At 68.7% G+C, this 14,922-nt stretch carries 15 protein-coding genes and 1 pseudogene; 5 read left to right on the forward strand and 11 right to left on the reverse strand.

Annotated features, from left to right (window positions below; translation table 11 throughout):
• Positions 1-168: 168 nt before the first annotated feature.
• The 4 genes from AB0J21_RS29590 to AB0J21_RS29605 form a co-directional block, all read right to left on the reverse strand.
• Positions 169-1,917 carry an ABC transporter ATP-binding protein gene (locus AB0J21_RS29590; RefSeq protein WP_363149224.1) on the reverse strand — a complete coding sequence of 583 codons (1,749 nt, stop codon included), beginning with the start codon at positions 1,915-1,917 and terminating at the stop codon, positions 169-171.
• Positions 1,914-3,557 (reverse strand): ABC transporter ATP-binding protein, encoded by a 1,644-nt coding sequence (locus AB0J21_RS29595; RefSeq protein ID WP_363149225.1) that lies wholly within the window; start codon positions 3,555-3,557, stop codon positions 1,914-1,916. Before AB0J21_RS29595 ends, AB0J21_RS29590 begins: the two co-directional genes overlap by 4 nt.
• A 550-nt stretch (positions 3,558-4,107) precedes the next feature.
• A complete protein-coding gene (locus tag AB0J21_RS29600; RefSeq protein ID WP_363149226.1) occupies positions 4,108-5,016 on the reverse strand; it encodes an IS1380 family transposase in 909 nt (302 codons plus the stop codon).
• A 293-nt stretch (positions 5,017-5,309) separates the two neighbouring features.
• Positions 5,310-5,522, reverse strand: coding sequence for a helix-turn-helix transcriptional regulator (locus AB0J21_RS29605; protein WP_363149227.1), 213 nt, complete (start codon positions 5,520-5,522; stop codon positions 5,310-5,312).
• Positions 5,523-5,788: 266 nt separating this feature from the next.
• Between AB0J21_RS29605 and AB0J21_RS29610 the strand changes: the two genes are divergently transcribed.
• Entirely contained in the window at positions 5,789-6,184 is a 396-nt protein-coding gene (locus tag AB0J21_RS29610) for a VOC family protein (RefSeq protein WP_363149228.1), read from the forward strand.
• Positions 6,185-6,801: 617 nt separating this feature from the next.
• On the opposite strand, the gene AB0J21_RS29615 is transcribed toward AB0J21_RS29610, so the two are convergent.
• From AB0J21_RS29615 to AB0J21_RS29635, 5 genes are all read right to left on the reverse strand, one after another.
• Positions 6,802-7,032 carry a hypothetical protein gene (locus AB0J21_RS29615; RefSeq protein WP_363149229.1) on the reverse strand — a complete coding sequence of 77 codons (231 nt, stop codon included), beginning with the start codon at positions 7,030-7,032 and terminating at the stop codon, positions 6,802-6,804.
• Positions 7,016-7,372: a hypothetical protein gene (locus tag AB0J21_RS29620; RefSeq protein ID WP_363149230.1), complete on the reverse strand. Its 357-nt coding sequence runs from the start codon at positions 7,370-7,372 to the stop codon at positions 7,016-7,018. Before AB0J21_RS29620 ends, AB0J21_RS29615 begins: the two co-directional genes overlap by 17 nt.
• A 97-nt stretch (positions 7,373-7,469) precedes the next feature.
• The gene (locus AB0J21_RS29625) at positions 7,470-9,224 is read right to left on the reverse strand and encodes a putative T7SS-secreted protein (protein ID WP_363149231.1); all 1,755 of its coding nucleotides are present in this window, start codon (positions 9,222-9,224) and stop codon (positions 7,470-7,472) included.
• A 192-nt stretch (positions 9,225-9,416) separates the two neighbouring features.
• Positions 9,417-10,631: a glycosyltransferase gene (locus AB0J21_RS29630; RefSeq protein ID WP_363149232.1), complete on the reverse strand. Its 1,215-nt coding sequence runs from the start codon at positions 10,629-10,631 to the stop codon at positions 9,417-9,419.
• Positions 10,628-11,245 carry a TipAS antibiotic-recognition domain-containing protein gene (locus AB0J21_RS29635; protein ID WP_363149233.1) on the reverse strand — a complete coding sequence of 206 codons (618 nt, stop codon included), beginning with the start codon at positions 11,243-11,245 and terminating at the stop codon, positions 10,628-10,630. Before AB0J21_RS29635 ends, AB0J21_RS29630 begins: the two co-directional genes overlap by 4 nt.
• Positions 11,246-11,339: 94 nt before the next feature.
• Here AB0J21_RS29635 and AB0J21_RS29640 point away from each other — a divergent pair.
• Positions 11,340-11,649: pseudogene (locus tag AB0J21_RS29640) on the forward strand (transposase family protein).
• A 266-nt stretch (positions 11,650-11,915) separates the two neighbouring features.
• On the opposite strand, the gene AB0J21_RS29645 reads toward AB0J21_RS29640, so the two are convergent.
• Positions 11,916-12,389 (reverse strand): ATP-binding protein, encoded by a 474-nt coding sequence (locus AB0J21_RS29645; protein WP_363149234.1) that lies wholly within the window; start codon positions 12,387-12,389, stop codon positions 11,916-11,918.
• A gap of 90 nt (positions 12,390-12,479) precedes the next feature.
• Between AB0J21_RS29645 and AB0J21_RS29650 the strand changes: the two genes are divergently transcribed.
• From AB0J21_RS29650 to AB0J21_RS29660, 3 genes are all read left to right on the forward strand, one after another.
• Positions 12,480-13,295: a helix-turn-helix transcriptional regulator gene (locus AB0J21_RS29650; RefSeq protein ID WP_363149235.1), complete on the forward strand. Its 816-nt coding sequence runs from the start codon at positions 12,480-12,482 to the stop codon at positions 13,293-13,295.
• Positions 13,292-13,471 carry a DUF397 domain-containing protein gene (locus AB0J21_RS29655; protein ID WP_363149236.1) on the forward strand — a complete coding sequence of 60 codons (180 nt, stop codon included), beginning with the start codon at positions 13,292-13,294 and terminating at the stop codon, positions 13,469-13,471. The genes AB0J21_RS29650 and AB0J21_RS29655 overlap by 4 nt, the downstream gene beginning before the upstream one ends.
• Before the next feature lie 105 nt (positions 13,472-13,576).
• Positions 13,577-13,756, forward strand: a complete 180-nt coding sequence (locus AB0J21_RS29660) for a DUF397 domain-containing protein (RefSeq protein ID WP_363149237.1) — start codon at positions 13,577-13,579, stop codon at positions 13,754-13,756.
• 59 nt (positions 13,757-13,815) lie between these two features.
• On the opposite strand, the gene AB0J21_RS29665 is transcribed toward AB0J21_RS29660, so the two are convergent.
• A complete protein-coding gene (locus AB0J21_RS29665) occupies positions 13,816-14,901 on the reverse strand; it encodes an LLM class flavin-dependent oxidoreductase (RefSeq protein WP_363149238.1) in 1,086 nt (361 codons plus the stop codon).
• Between the last annotated feature and the right edge of the window lie 21 nt (positions 14,902-14,922).

A 14,922-nucleotide genomic window follows, 5' to 3' on the forward strand; every position in this document is an offset into this window, starting at 1 on the left:
AGTACGGGGCATCGAGGCGTCGACCAGCACCACGGCGTGGCGCCAGGGATGTGTTCGCCGGTGCGGTCGCCGCCTCGCGGGGCACGGCGCCCGCACCGGTGAACAAAGCGTCCTCCTGCTGATCCGCTCCTGCCCGCTCAGCTCGGCTCTGCTCCGAGTCGACCTGGGTCAGATCGCCGCATGATGGTTCGACCATGCCTGCCAGAGTTGCCAGTAGCGGCCTTGCAGGGCGAGCAGTTCCTCGTGGGTTCCCTGCTCGGCGATCACTCCGCCGTGCATGACGAGGACGCGGTCGGCCAGCCGGGCCTGGGTGAGGCGGTGCGCCACGATGAGGGCCGTGCGGCCCTGTACCGCTGCGGTGGCGGCTGCCTCCAGTACGCGCGCACCCGCCGAGCCGGCTTCTGCCGTCGCCTCGTCGAGTACCACGAACCATGGATCGCCCAGCACCACCCGGGCGAGGGTGAGTTGCTGGACCTGTTCTGCCGTCAGCTGGTTTCCCTCCTCGCCGACTACGGTGTCGAGCCCGTCGGGAAGGGCGTCGACCCACCGGTCCGCCTTGGTGATGTCGAGGGCCCGCCGGATCTCCTGGTCGGAGGCTCCGGGGCGAACGAGTGTCAGAGAGTTACGTACCGTGCCGGCGAAGGCGTGAGCGTCCTGGGTGATCAGGAAGACGTTCGCGCGCACTCCGGTCCGGACCGGATCGTACGGCTTCCCCCCGTAGGACACCTCGCCGCGGGAAGGTCGGAGCACACCTGCGGCAATCGCGCCAAGCGTCGTCTTGCCCGCTCCCGTGGCGCCAACCAGGGCAATCCGCTCGCCTGGGGCGATGCGGAGGGTGACATCGCGCAGGACCGGCGTGCCCGGCGTGTACTCGTGAGTGATGCCGTCGAGGACGATTTCGCCCCGTCCCGCTTCGAGGAGCCGGTCCGGCGCCGGGGGCTTCGGCATTAGGGCGATGCCGACGAGCCGGGACAGGGCTGCCCCGATCGATTGGAAGCGGTCGAAGGTGAAGAGGATCCCACCGATCGGGGTGAAGAGGCGGAGGAAGTACAAGGCAGCGGTCGTGACGGCGCCGACCGTGGTGAGGTCGTCGCGGACCAGGACGAACCCCAGGCCGAGGACCAAGGCCAGGCCCACGAGTTCGGACACGTTGTTGCGCATGAGGAAGTGCAGTGCCGTGCGGTAGACGCTCACGGAGAGGGCTGCGACGCGTTCGGAGGTGTCTTCGATCCGCTGGAGCAGTGGGCCTCCGATCGCGAAGGCCCGGGCCGTGGGCGCCGCCCCGATACCGCTGAGGAGTGCTTCGGCGCGCTCTCCTTGGGCGATGCGCTCTTCTCGGTAGAGCGGCTCCGAGCGGGGGAGGTACCAGCGGAGCCCGCCTGCGAACAGCGGTGCGACCGCCACGATGGCCAGGCCGAGTCGCCAGTCGAGCGCCAGCGCGCCTGCAGCGGTGAGGGCGACGGTGACGGCCGAGCTCACGATCACCGGCACGACGTCGCTCAGCCCCTGGGACACGGTGCGCACGTCGTCCGAGAGTCGGGAGAGCAGGTCACCGGTGGTGGCGCGTTCGATCCGGTCCGCAGGCAGATGCAGAGCACGGTCGAGGACCTCCTCCCGCAGTTCCGCCAGCGCGGGCTCACCGGCACTGGCCAATGCGGTCACGGACAGACCGCCGAACACCGCTGCTGCGGCTGTGGCGAGACAGATGAGGAGCGCTTGGGAGAATATGGTGTCGTGCCCTGAGCCGATGTCGTTGACGATCTTTCCGATAGCCCAGGGCGGCACCAGGCCGGCCACACTTGCCAGGAGGGTCGTGCCTGCCGCGGCCACGGTGGCCCGGCGGTTGCTCGCGGCCATGCGGCCCAGAAATGCGAGTGTCTGCCTGCGGCTGCTGATCGGTAGCAGTTCCTGGCTCACCTCAGCACCAGCTCCCGGTAGTCGGGGCGTTCCAGAAGATCCCGGTGTGCGCCCTCGCCGGCCACCCGCCCGTCCGTCACCACCACGACGCGGTCCGCGGTGGCGAGCAGCGCCGGGCTCGTGGTGATGATCCACGTCGTGCGCATACTGGCGGGGTCGTGGCGCAGGGCTTTCACGCCGCAGGCGATCTGCTGCTCGGTGACCGCGTCGACCGCGGTTGTCGGATTGTCCAGCAGGAGGAACGGCCGGTCGGCTGCCAGCGCCCGTGCCAGTGCGATGCGTTGCCGCTGCCCGCCGGAATACGTCGCTCCGTCAGCCGCGACCTTCTGGCCGAGAGCCCTCTTGTCGAGGTCGACGATGTCCTGGGCCGCTGCTGCTTCGAGGATCTGCGTCAGACGGGCCTGGTCGAGCCGGGCCTCGGGGTCGAGGTTGCTGCGCAGAGTGCCTTCCAGCAAGTGGGTGTGATGGGGGTTCACCAGGAGGAACTCGCTGCGAGAGCGGATACTCAGGCCGCCGATCGGAGTGCCTGCGACGAGGACTTCGCCGCTGAGGGCGTCGGGCTGGACCTCTCCGCTCAGCAACCGGACCAGGGTGCCGGCGGCGGCCGGGTCGGGAACCACGAGGCACAGCAGTTCGCCGGTCCGGGAAGTGAGGGAGAACCCGCTCAGCGCACCGGTGGTCACGTCGTTCAGGGATATCTCCGCGGTCCGGCCGAGCACGGTTTCCGTGGCGCCGTCAGCGACCAGCGGGGGCGTGCCCAGGAACGTCACGATGCGGGTGGCCGAGGCGTACGCGGACCCCACCTGCGCGCCGATGCGGCCGAGTGCGCGGATGGGGACCGCGAGGAACTGTGTGAGGCCCACGACGGCGATGAGGTCTCCCACCGAGATGGCGCCGTCGAGCGCGCGGTGGCCTGCCAGCAGCGTGACCGCAGCCAGGAAGAGGCCGCTGAGCCCGGTGGACACGCTCTCCAGGACCCCGTGCGACCTGCCCAGCCATATGCCGGCGTGCTTGGCTTGCTGGCTGTGTTCGCGGTAGCGCGCGGCGGCCTCGTCCTCGGCGCCGATGCCCTTCAGCACGCGCAGTCCTCGGACCAGGTCCGCCGCCATGGCACTGGTACGGGCGATCTCGGCGAGCTGGGCGCCGCTGCGACGGGAGATCATGGGCGTACTGAGCTGGATGAGCACCAGCACGACGGGCACCCCCAGCAGCACGACCAGGCCGAGCACGGTGTCGATGCCCAGCAGGATGACGGCGCTGCCCACCACGGCGACAGCCGAGGCCAGCGTGTAACTGGCGGGCTGGGTCAGATTGCCGGCGCCTTCGGCGTCGGCGGTGGCCAGGGAGAGGGTCGTGCCGGGAAGACTGCCGCTGCGCGCGCCGAGCGGGCGCAGCACGTGGTGGGCGATCTCCACGCGAAGCCGGTGGCGCTCACGCTGGTCGGTCCGGAACGCCCCGGCCGCCCCGTAGAGATAGGTGATCATCAAGGAGGCGAAGACGAGAAGCAGCAGCGCGCCCCACGCCAGCAGGGCCCGTAAGCTGCCCACCGCCACAGCGTGGTCGATGATCATGCCGACGACGACGGAGACCATCGCTTCGGAGAACTGCCAGACCGAGAGCAGGCTGAAGGCGGTCGCCATGCTCCGACCGTTGCGGCGGACCGACCGCCACAGGAGTCCTGACGCCGAATCGGGGCGCCGCCCCGCTTCGAAGGGCGCTCCAGCGCGGTAGGGCGCACGCGGAGCCTGCGACGGGCGCCTATTCAACAGTCCGCCCCAGCCCGATGCACGGGTTCTGCCTGTCATGGCGTCGGGGAATCCTTTTCGACGGTGAGACGGTCCAAGGATGGAGTCGCGCGGCGCCCACCGAAATCCGGCGTTGCGCATTCCTGGTTCGCACCGACCGGCCCATATGTCTCCCGCTCACTGGACGTGCCACTTCATCGCCGATGCCGTGCCGGCGACCGGCATAAAAAGTCGTACACATTGCGCCAGGACTTTAACACGGAATTCACCCAGCGTCACCACCGCTTGTCGGTTGACACCACGCGACAGCCCTGAGCAGCTTCCTGGAATAATGGCGGCATCCGCCTCCGGACCGGCGCCCATGCCGGGGCAGGAATTCGCCTGCGAGGTTGCGGATACCGCAGCCGAATATATCGGCATCACACATTCACGAATTCCGTACGACTCAGCCTTGATCCATCGGCTCGGTTCGTGAGTGATTGACTCTCGTGATCGGGTCGGTGTTTCTGTTTTCATCGTGGTCCCAGATCGCCCTGGGGTACTTGATCGGCGTCCAGGCGTCCTCAGCGATGGTGGCGATGGCCGTCTTGACGGAGGCGTTGTGGCGCACGGTGATCGAGAAGCGGGCGTCGGCCGCCTTGCGGGCGGCGATGAGTTCCGCACCGTAGTAGGCGGAGTCGGCCCGCACGATCAGTATCCCCGTGGCGCCCGAGGCACGGGCGGTCGTGATCGCTTCGGTGGCGAAGGAGGCGGCTCCGCGGGCGGAGTTCACGCTTCCCTTGCGCAGCCTCGTTGCGGCGATCATCGGGGCCGCCAGCGGTGTGGAGAGTGTGGCGATCAGCGCGTTCAGGCCCTTGATCTTGTTGTATCCATAGCCGACGCCTTGCTTGGCATAGCCGTGGACGGGCTTGATGGTGTCGTCCAGATCGAGGTGGGCGACGGTGTCCGCACCGGGCGGCAGCGGGGCGTGGGCGGCCAGGCGGGGCAGCAACCGGCGTGTGACGGCGTGGAGTTGTTTCACGTGCCCGTGAGTGAAGGACCGCAGGAAGCTGCCCAGTGTGGACGGCGCCCGCACCTCGCGGAACAGAGGGTTCATGGCGCCGTGCCGCAGCCGGTCCATGTCCTCGATGCTGTCCGCGCCCGCCGCCATCCCCGCGACCAGCGCCATCACCTTCGATGCCGGGAAGGCGCCGGTGCCGTTGGCCGACGCCGGAAGGTGCACCAGCTCGCCGACCAGGCCGGGCAGCCCGCACCGCTCGGCCAGGCGCACCAGCGGAACAAGCCCGCCGTACGCGATCAGATTCGGATCATCGAACCGCGCGGAAACCCGTCCTGCGGCATGGGAAGACTGCATCTCGGAAGTGCCCTCGTGAACGTGCTTGACGTGGCCCTAGAGAAACCTCATCATCGCAGGTCACAGGGCACTTCCTCGTTCCCGGAGAAGTTGTCCACAGGCATTGGGCCGGTGGATCAAGGCTGAGTCGTACCGGTCCGCCCAGTACAGCGCGTGCACGTCCTCAATGCGCTGGTGCAGCTCGGACACGTCTATGGTCTCGACTGTCATGACCACCGGGGCATCCAACCCCACGGGAGGCATCAAAGCCTTGCGTAGCTCCACCAGGTTCCGGCGTGACGCTTCGTCCCCCACTACGGGGCCGGCGAGTCCGCGACGAACAGGTCAGCCGTGTTGACCCCTAGTCCGCGCGCGATCATGTGGAGCGTGTCCGTCCGCACGTCTCCGCCCTCTTCGAGCTTCCGAACCGTCTGAATAGACACAGCGGCGTTTTCCGCTAGGCGCTCCTGGCTCCAGCCCATACGGCGGCGGTGCTTCTTGACGTTCTTCGCTAGCTCTGTCGTCATCGTCGGCCCCTTCCTGTCTGCCACGGTACGCCCGCGGAAGGAACCCGTAACTGATCCTCACTCACCTCTTGACGCACCTTTCGCCGCGAGTGAGTTGAGCCTTTCGAGGAAGGCGACGACGACATACCGCGTGACTTCCGGCGGTGCGGCACCGTGCGGTTGTCGCCCGTTCCACAGCCGCCCTCACCTGGATAGAGCCGCATCGGGCAACGAATGCCCGGTAACAGGCTGGACAACCCCTCGCCGGCCTCCGGACAGTGACGCCCATGACGTCACTCATGCGCAACATCACCGTCGACTGTGCCGACGCCTACGCCCTCGGGTCGTTCTGGGCGGAGGTCCTGGGAGGGGTGCTCTCCGAGGACGACGGTCCGGAGGTCCCGGAGGTACTCGTGAGCGCTGGTGAGGGCAGTGGTCCGGGGCTGCTGTTCCTCCCCGTACCCGAGGGCAAGACGATCAAGAACCGGCTGCACTTGGACCTGCAGCCACAGGACCGCTCCCGGGACGAGGAGGTGGAACGGCTACTGGCCCTGGGTGCCGTGCTGATCGAGGACTTCCGCAAGCCGGACGGGACGGGGTGGGCTGTGATGGCCGACATCGAAGGGAACGAGTTCTGCGTGGAGCGCAGCCCTGCGGAGCGGGTCGTGACCGGGGACTCCTGACGCGACGACGGGCAGGGGCTCGCTTCCTCCTCCGGCCTGCGTGGCGGATCACTACGGCCGGGCGTCGCACGACTGGCCGCTCGTTCCGCTCATTCCACGTGGAGCCGGATGCGGGCGCCGTCCGGCAGGTCGCGCACCTGCTGGGCGATCGGACCACGGATGCGCATCGTCTGGGCGGCGTCCCGGGCGACGAGGTTGCCGAAGTCGTATCCGCCACCGGTGACGAAGAACCGCAGGGGCAGCAGTCGTTGGTCCGCCTCCAGCGGTCCGTTCCGCTTCTTCCAGGCGTACGCCAGGGGACCGGCTGCGACGACGGCGGTGCCGCGCCCTCAGCGTCGGCGGCGGACCGCGGCGTCCAGAGCACGGACCGTCTTCCCCAGGGGGACGGACTGGCGGCTTGGCGGTCACGGTTTCCAGGACGCCAGAAGAGTGCGCGTGACGTATTCGTCGACCTCGTGCAGTCGGGTCTTGGGGGCGTCCGGTACGACGAAGTCCGCCCGCGCGGCGCGGCCCGCGAATGCCCCCGGTAGGCGTAGGGGGTAGTTCGCGAGGTAATGCGCGAGGTCCGCCCGCCATACCCACGTCGCATCGGTATACACAGTTTCCGCGTCCCCGATTCAGCGCCCCCGCATCAACACGTCCGGCGCTCCGCCCGCCACGACGATGATTTTGATCCCGCCGCGCAGATACCGGATGAGCGCGTCCCGGTGTTCCGGAGGGTCCTCCAGCAGCGCATCATGGATGCTGTCCGGAGAGGACGCCGGGTTGAGCCCGATCTCGCGAAAGAAACCGTCGCTGGTCCCGGCGAGGGCTGTCGGCCGCCACCTCGCTTCAGCCCTGCTCCTCACCGATGAGCTGTCCCTCATCGTTCCACCGGACCCGACGCTTCCGCCTTCCCACGACGTCGAGTTCGAGTTCCTCCGCCAGCACACCGTTCGGGTGGTAGGTCCGCCATGGATCGTCCTCCGCCCACGGGCGCGCCCGCCCTTCGGATTTGAGAGTCCCATCCGGATACCACTCTCGCTGCGGACCGTCTTCCAGGCCGTCCGCATACGTCGTGAGATTCCAGAGTTGCCTCCCGTCCGGGTAGTGCTCGACAAGTTCCCCGGTGAACGGCTCCCCTCGGTAAGTGACGATGGAGGAACCCTCCATGTCGATCCCGCTGTCATCCGCGTCTACACGCAGCACGCCCATCCTTCCTCTCACACCTGCATGACCACAGGACTGCCGGCCGACAAATACTAGTCCACCCATTGAGGACGATCACCTCGGGCCAGATATCGCCTCAGTAATCGATGCCCGGCATGAGCCTACTGTCATCCGGCGGGAAGACCGGATGGCGCCCGGCGAAACTGTCGACGCCATCCAGCATGAAATTACAATTAGCACAGAAAGGCGCATCCTTTCCGCCACCCATATGCGGAAAATAGGTCTGCATGGCGATTTCGTTTAAAGCTTCCGGCCCATCCGGCAGACCCACTGCGGCACGGTCGTTGAGCGCGGCATTGGCGGCCTTGACCTCCGCGTGCCGCGTAGCCAGGTCGGGATGCGGTCGCTCCCTGGTGAGCGCCCCGTCCGCGTCGGCATAGGGCCCATTGGTCAACAGGGCCTCCTGCCTGTCAGCCATGACGGGGTGAAGCACTTCGGTATCGATCACCTCTTTACGTGATCCGTTGATGCCCTCATAGACACCCCCTGTACGACGGTCGATACCCACCCCCACACAGCTCGTCTCTTTCTTGGACATCGCGCCGGCCTCCACCAGGCCCCGGTAATCCGATACGCGGAGATCGGTCACATGACGCAAGTACGTTCCCACCTTCTGCCCGTCCACTTTGACGATCAGCCCATCGGCATCACGGGTCAGCCGACTCTCGCTGATGGATTCCAGAAGCTTCGCACCTCGTCCGGCAGCCGGGAGATGCGACGTTTGGAAGCCCCGCCGGGCACGGACCGCGTCACGCAGCCCCACGCGTAGGTGCTTGAGACCTTCTCCGCCTTTGCGGATTGTGGCGGCCACGTTCTTGAGTCCGCCGCCGATGCCGTGCAGCGCTCCTCCGCCCAGCGCCCGCAGTCCGCCTGCCTTCCACAGCTTGCCGAGTCTGGCGAGGCTGGTGAAGCCTTTGGTGGCGGGGATGCAGTCGAGGGCGGCCCAGATGAGGTCGCCCCAGCCGGCTTCGCCGTTGATGACTTTTCGTATCGTGTCCGCCATGACGACGAGGGCGGCGGCGAAGACGAGCCAGCCGAGCGGGCCGCCGACGATCATCACGATGAGGCCGACGATGGTCACGACCCATTTGCAGACGGTGACGATCTCGTCCCAGTGGTCGGCGACCCAGTCGACGGCCTCCTCCCACCAGTGACGGTTGGGGATACCGGCGTCGGAGGCGTCCTCGATCTTCTTGACGGTGCGCCGCGCCGCCTCCTGCCGCAACCCGCGCGCCTGCTCGGCGAGCTTCTTCGCCGCCTCCAGCGCGCTCTGCGCGTCCTCCACCCGGCCCTGCGCGGCCTGCTGCCGCTCCCGGGCGTGCGTCGCGTTGCGGGTCGCGCGGCGCACTTCCGCCTCGTCCGGCTTCGGGATGTCGCGGCCGTGGTTCTTGTCCGGGTCGTAGGAGTCGGCCTTCGCGTCCGCTGTGCGCACACCCTCATTGGCCGTACCGAGAGCCGAGTGCGCGGACGCGAGGTCGGCACGGGCGGTACGCGCGTCTCTCAGCGCCTTGTCGGCCTTGTCCTGCGCACTCTCCAGGTCCGGCCAGTACGAAGCCAGCGCATCACCCGCGAGGTCGTAGGACTTCTTCAGCTTCTTCAGCTTGCCCGGGGCCTCCTGGAACTCCTCGATGAAGGAGTCGGCCGTCTTCCCCGCCCAGGACAGGATCGCGTCCTCGCCCGCCATCCCCTTGATGTCCCGCAGCACTTGGGCCACGTCGTCCGCGAAGTCGTGCAACGAGGCCGCGAGTTTCCTCACCCGTCGCGGATCACCCGGCACCGGGTCCCTGTCCAGATCCAGGACGTGCCAGTCCGTCGGACGGTACGCCGCCACTGCTCTCGTCTCCCCCGCGCGACGCCGTTCGCGGTGGCCACGTTCCCACGAAACCCGGTCCGGGAGAAGGGCGTTGTGTGGAGCGCCCTCCCCGCCGGGGCCTCATCGATACGGGGTGAAAGACCAGGTCGTACCGGCCGACCGGCGGGGGCTGTGAAGCCCGCCCGTCCATGACGGCCGGGCAGGACGGCGTCATCCATCCGTCAACTTCCGTACGGCGTCCAGTACCTGCTGCGCTCCGTTCTCGGTCGCCAGGTGGTGCTCCGTTTTCACGGCGGCTCGTGTGAAGGACTGCTGCTCAACGACTTGGCCGAGTGCGTGGGCGAGCCGTTCGGCGGTGAGGGACCGGAAGGGAATCGGGTCGGTGGCGGCACCGAGGGCGGCAAGTCGCCCCGCCCAGAACGGCTGGTCCGCCGTGACCGGGACGGTGACCGCGGCCACTCCGGCGCGCAACGCGGCGGCCGAGGTGCCTGCCCCGCCGTGGTGGACCACCGCGGCCAGCCGTGGGAACAGCAGGGCGTGCGGTACGTCGCCGATGGTCAGCACGTCGTCGCCGTGCGCGGCGAGCCCGGCGCTGCCGGCTTGGAGGAGGCCGCGCAGCCCGGTGCGGCGCAGGGCTCGCACGGCGATCTCGCTCAGCCGTTCCCCGTCCCCGGACGCCATGCTCCCGAAGCCGATGAGGACGGGGCGGGGTCCGGCACGCAGGAATTCCTCCAGGTCCGGACTCAGACCTTCGGACGGATCGTGCGGGGGCCACCAGTTGCCCACGACCTGAAGCCCGGAACGCCAGTCGGAGGGACGGGGCACCAGGGCCGTGCTGAAGCCGTGCAGGACGGGCCAGTTCGCCTGTTCCTGCCGCCGGCGCATCGCGTGAGGGGATGACGGGGGCAGCTGGAGGCGGTGGCGCAACCGCGTGACCGCGTGTGCGTAGACGCGGTCGGCCATCCGCAGTGCGAAGCGTCCGGCTGCCCGGTTGGCGAGCCGTCCCAGCGAACGCGAGCCCGTGACGGCCGGCGGGAAGTCGCCGGTCGGCGCCGTGGGCTGGAGGTACACACCGAGACTCGGAACACCCGTGGCCTCGGCCAGGTGCCAGCCGAGCGGGGCGGTGGTGGCCGACAGCAGGAGCAGGTCCGTGCCGTCGTCCACCGCGTCGGCGAAGCCCTGGCCCAGTTCCGTGACGAACGCGGCTGCCGCTCCCATCAGTTCACGTGTGCCGGTGACGCCGCCGCGCGTCCGGGTGTCGGCAGGGAGACGGCGGAACCCGAGCCCCGCGTCGCGTACGAGGGGTGCGAAGGCGTCGGTGGTGGCGAGGGCGACGTCGTGTCCGGCCCGGCGCAGCTCGGCGCCCAGGCCCGTGTAGGGCGCGACATCACCGCGCGATCCGGCCGTGGCAATCAGGATTCTCATCGGTCGTCCTCCTGGGGATCTGTCCAACCGCCGTCGTGGCGCGCGGCGTTGGCGTGGACCGCCCGGCAGGTGTAGGCGGCCAGGCCCGGGCGTTGCTGCGACGGCGGTACGACCAGAGCGAAGGCCCGCGGGTCGGCGACGAACTCGTCCGCGATGCGTCGGTGCATGTCGGGCGGGCAGGAGGTGAACCAGCGCGAGATGTGCAGGCGGTGTTCCTCGGCGAGGTCCATGGCCCACTCGCCGTGGCTCGGCTCCGCCTCGTCGAATGCCGCCAGCAGTTCCGCGCGCCAGGCGGCGGCCTCGCCCATGAGCCGACTCCAGTCCTCCTTGGTGTGCGCGGTCGCTCGCGCCATCGCCTCGCGCTGTCCTCGCGTGTGCGCCCATCTCAGCTCTGCCTGGGTTGCATAGCTCAGGTCGAAGGTGATCTCGCCGAACACCTCGAAGCGTTCCTGCGGGGTCAGGGATGCCCCGGTCCTCTGGATCTCGATGGCCCGCTGCGCCACCTCGGCCAGCCGCCGCAGTCTGGCGATCTCCTCCGTCAACTTCCGCTGCCGGGAACGCAGGTGTTCCAGGGCGTTCGCCTGCGGATCCTTGAGCCTTTCCAGGGCGGCCACCGATCGGGGGACGGTGATGAGGCCGCAACGCACGAGGCACCCGTGCCGTCGAGGGAGGGGTTCGACGTCTCAACTCATCAGCGCAAATGCCTCGTTGATTCCCTATCCTGCCGCACTCGACCTGCCGCATGCCCTGGTCGAGTGGGTCGCCATGCTCATCGTCACCCGCGAGGGTGACCGACACTGCAAGCTTCCGCCGCACCAACGCGCGCTGGTCGCTCTGGTGTACCTACGGTGTGCCTACGCAACGCACGCTCAACCGAGCTCTCGCGGAGGCCAGAGCCCCCGTCGAACACGGCATGGCACGACTGAAGACCTGGCAGATCTTCCGCAGATCCCGAGTCAGCCCCAACCGCATGACGTCAATCGCCCAAGCCATCCTCACCCTGGAGAAGCAACGCTGAAAACGCTCATTGAAGATCGCGGCGATCTCGTCGAGGGGGGAAGCCGAGGGACGGCGAGCGGCGAGTACGGGGCCCTTCACCGTCATGTCGCGGCGGTGGCCCCGTCCGGGTGTCCGGGTCGCAGGAGTCCGCCTCGAATCCGCCGTGCGCGCAGCTTCGTCCGCCGTACCGAGCGCGCCGTGTGCTGAGGCGGGGTCGACGTGGCCACCGCTTCGGCTCCCCCGCGCGACGCTGTTCCTCGGTGGCCACGTCCCACGACCACGCGTTCAGGAAGCAGGGCGTGGTGCGGCGGCGCCCTCGGGCTTGGACTCCGGCCAGGCGCCGTCGAGTTCGAACCACACCGTCTTGCCGATGCCGTACGGCCTGGGCTGCGTGTCCCAGCGGTCCGCGAGCGTAGCGACGACGCGCAGCCCGCGCCCGTTCTCGTCGTCCTCGGCCGGTTCCTCGTCCCTGGGGGCGGGGAGCAGCCCGTCCGCGTCCATGACCTCGACCCGCAAGGGCCCCTCCTTCCACAGCGCGCACCGCACCCACACCTCGCGACCCGGTGAAACCCGGCCGTGCAGTACCGCGTTGGTGACCAGTTCGCTCAGCAGCAGCTCGGCCGTGCGCGTCACCTCCTCCGTGAGCTTCCAGCAGCGCGCCTGGTCACGGAAGAGTTCTCTGGCCCGGGCCGGGGTACGGCGGGAGCGGCCGAGACGGAATTCGATGTCGCCCTTGGGGAGGGACGTTGAGTGATTCACAGCACACAGGCTGTTCCTTTCTGGTTACGTGCGGTAGAAGCGACCCGGGTGCGGCTTCGCGCTGTACCCCCGAGGTTTACGGAGAGAACCGTGAGCGAGGAAATGGCGGAACCGCCCATGGCGTGGCGGTACGCCGGTAGTCAGGTCCGGCTGTGGCGCGAGGAGGCCGGGCTGAGCCGCGAACAGCTCGCCGCCGAGTGCAACTACGGCGTCGAGTACGTGAAGTCGATGGAGTACGGCCGTCGTAAGCCGACGAGGCGGTTGCTGGAGATCGCGGACGCGGTGTGCGGGGCCAAGGGAAAGCTGCTGGCGGCGGCGGAGTACCTGAAGCCGGAGAAGTTCCCGTCGCGGGCCGGGCAGTTCATGGCAGCGGAGGCGGAGGCAATCGCCCTGTACAGCTACGAGCCGTTGCTGATCCCCGGCTTGCTACAGGACGAGCAGTACGTTCGCGCACTGATGGAACACACGTGCCCGCCCATTGAGGAGGACGAGGCCGAGATCCGTGTGCAGGCGCGCCTCGAACGTAAGGCCGCGATGTGCCGGCGACGTACGGCGATCTACAGCTTCGTCATCTATGACGCCGCCTTTTACACGGGGATCGGCGGACCAGCGGTAATGCGCACACAGCTCGCGCACTTGCTGGAGCTGGGCGAGCTGAGGCACGTGACCATCCAAGTGCTGCCTGTGGGCACGGGCAACTCCCAGGCTCTCGCAGGCCCTCTTACCCTCCTGGATAACCCCGATCACAGCCGTTTCGCACTCACGGAGGGACACAAGACAAGTGCGCTCTACGAGGACCCGGCGAAGGTGAGTGACCTCTCGCGGACCCATGGCATGATCCGGATGCACGCCCTCAGTGTTGAGGAGTCGGAAAGGTATATCCGGAAGGTGGCAAACGAGCTATGACTGACCAGCTCGCGTGGTTCAAGTCCAGTTACAGCGACGCCGAGGGGAGCAACTGCGTCGAGTTCGCCCCCCTCCCCCACACCGTCCACGTCCGCGACTCCAAGACCCCGGACACCCCGCACCTCCACCTCGCCCCGTCCGCCTGGGCCGCGTTCGTCCGCGCCACCGGGCACTGAGGAGCAGGTCCGACAGTCACGGCGCGAACAGGGGCGTTCGACACGGTCTGGCGGGCCGCCTTTCCGTCCTGGACCATGGACTTCAACCAGGAAGGTGGCTGACCAATGAGCGACCAGCTCTCATGGACCAAGTCCAGCTACAGCGACAGCGAGGGCGCCGCCTGCGTCGAGTTCGCCCCCCTCCCCCACACCATTCACGTCCGCGACTCCAAAACCCCCGACACCCCGCACCTCCACCTCGCACCGTCCGCCTGGGCCGAGTTCGTCCGCGCCACCAGGCACTGAACAGCGCGGAGGCCGCACCCCGGCGGGGTGCGGCCTCGCGATGAGTGTGCGCGTGCGGGTCAGGCGGTCGCCGGAATCCCGTACGCCTCGGCGATCAGCTCGTACGAGCGCTTGCGGACGTCGCCGCCGTGCGCGTTCGCCGTGATCATGAGTTCGTCGGCGCCGGTGCGCTTCTGGAGGTCGTTCAGGCCCTCGCGTACGGCGTCGGGGGTGCCGTGGACGATGTTGGAGAGCCAGTTGTTCACGAACTCCTCCTCCATCGGGCCGAACTCGTACGCCTCGGCCTCCTCCGGGGTCGGGACCAGTCCGGGGCGGCCGGTACGCAGGCGCAGCATGCTCAGCGCGCCCGTCATGACCTGGCGGCGGGCCTCCCTCTCGTCCTCCGTCGCGAGCGCGGCCACGCCGATCAGTGCGTACGGCTCGGAGAGGACGGCCGAGGGGCGGAAGTTCTCCCGGTACAGGTCGAGCGCCGGGATCGTGTTCTGCGCCGAGAAGTGGTGCGCGAAGGCGAACGGCAGGCCCAGCATCGCGGCGAGCTGCGCGCTGAAGCCGGAGGAGCCGAGCAGCCACAGCGGCGGGCGGTGCGGGGACTGCACGGCGCCTGCCGAGGTCGCCTGCACCGGGCCCGGTACCGCGTGGATACGGCGGTAGGCGTGGCCGTCCGGGAAGTCGTCGTCCAGGAAGCGGGTCAGCTCGGCGAGCTGCTGCGGGAAGTCGTCGGCGCCCTCGTGCAGGCGCTCCGTACGGCGCAGGGCGGCGGCCGTCGCGCCGTCCGTGCCGGGGGCGCGGCCCAGGCCCAGGTCGACGCGGCCGGGAGCCAGGGCCTCCAGCGTGCCGAACTGCTCGGCGATGACGAGCGGCGCGTGGTTGGGGAGCATGACGCCGCCCGAACCGAGGCGGATGCGGTCGGTGTGCGCGGCCATGTGCGCGAGGATCACCGCCGGGGAGGACGAGGCGATGCCCGGCATCGAGTGGTGCTCGGCGACCCAGTAGCGGTGGTAGCCGTGCCGCTCCGCCGTCTTCGCGATCTCCACGCCGGTGGCGAGGGCCTCACCGGCGCTGTGCCCCGCACCGACCGTGACGAGGTCGAGTACGGAGAGGGGTACGGGGGCGGTGCCTTGGGCTTCGCCTCGGATCTCGTCCACCGGGTGGGCCTTCCTGCGTGC

The sequence above is a fragment of the Streptomyces sp. NPDC049954 genome (assembly GCF_040656295.1).
Lineage (GTDB): Bacteria > Actinomycetota > Actinomycetes > Streptomycetales > Streptomycetaceae > Streptomyces.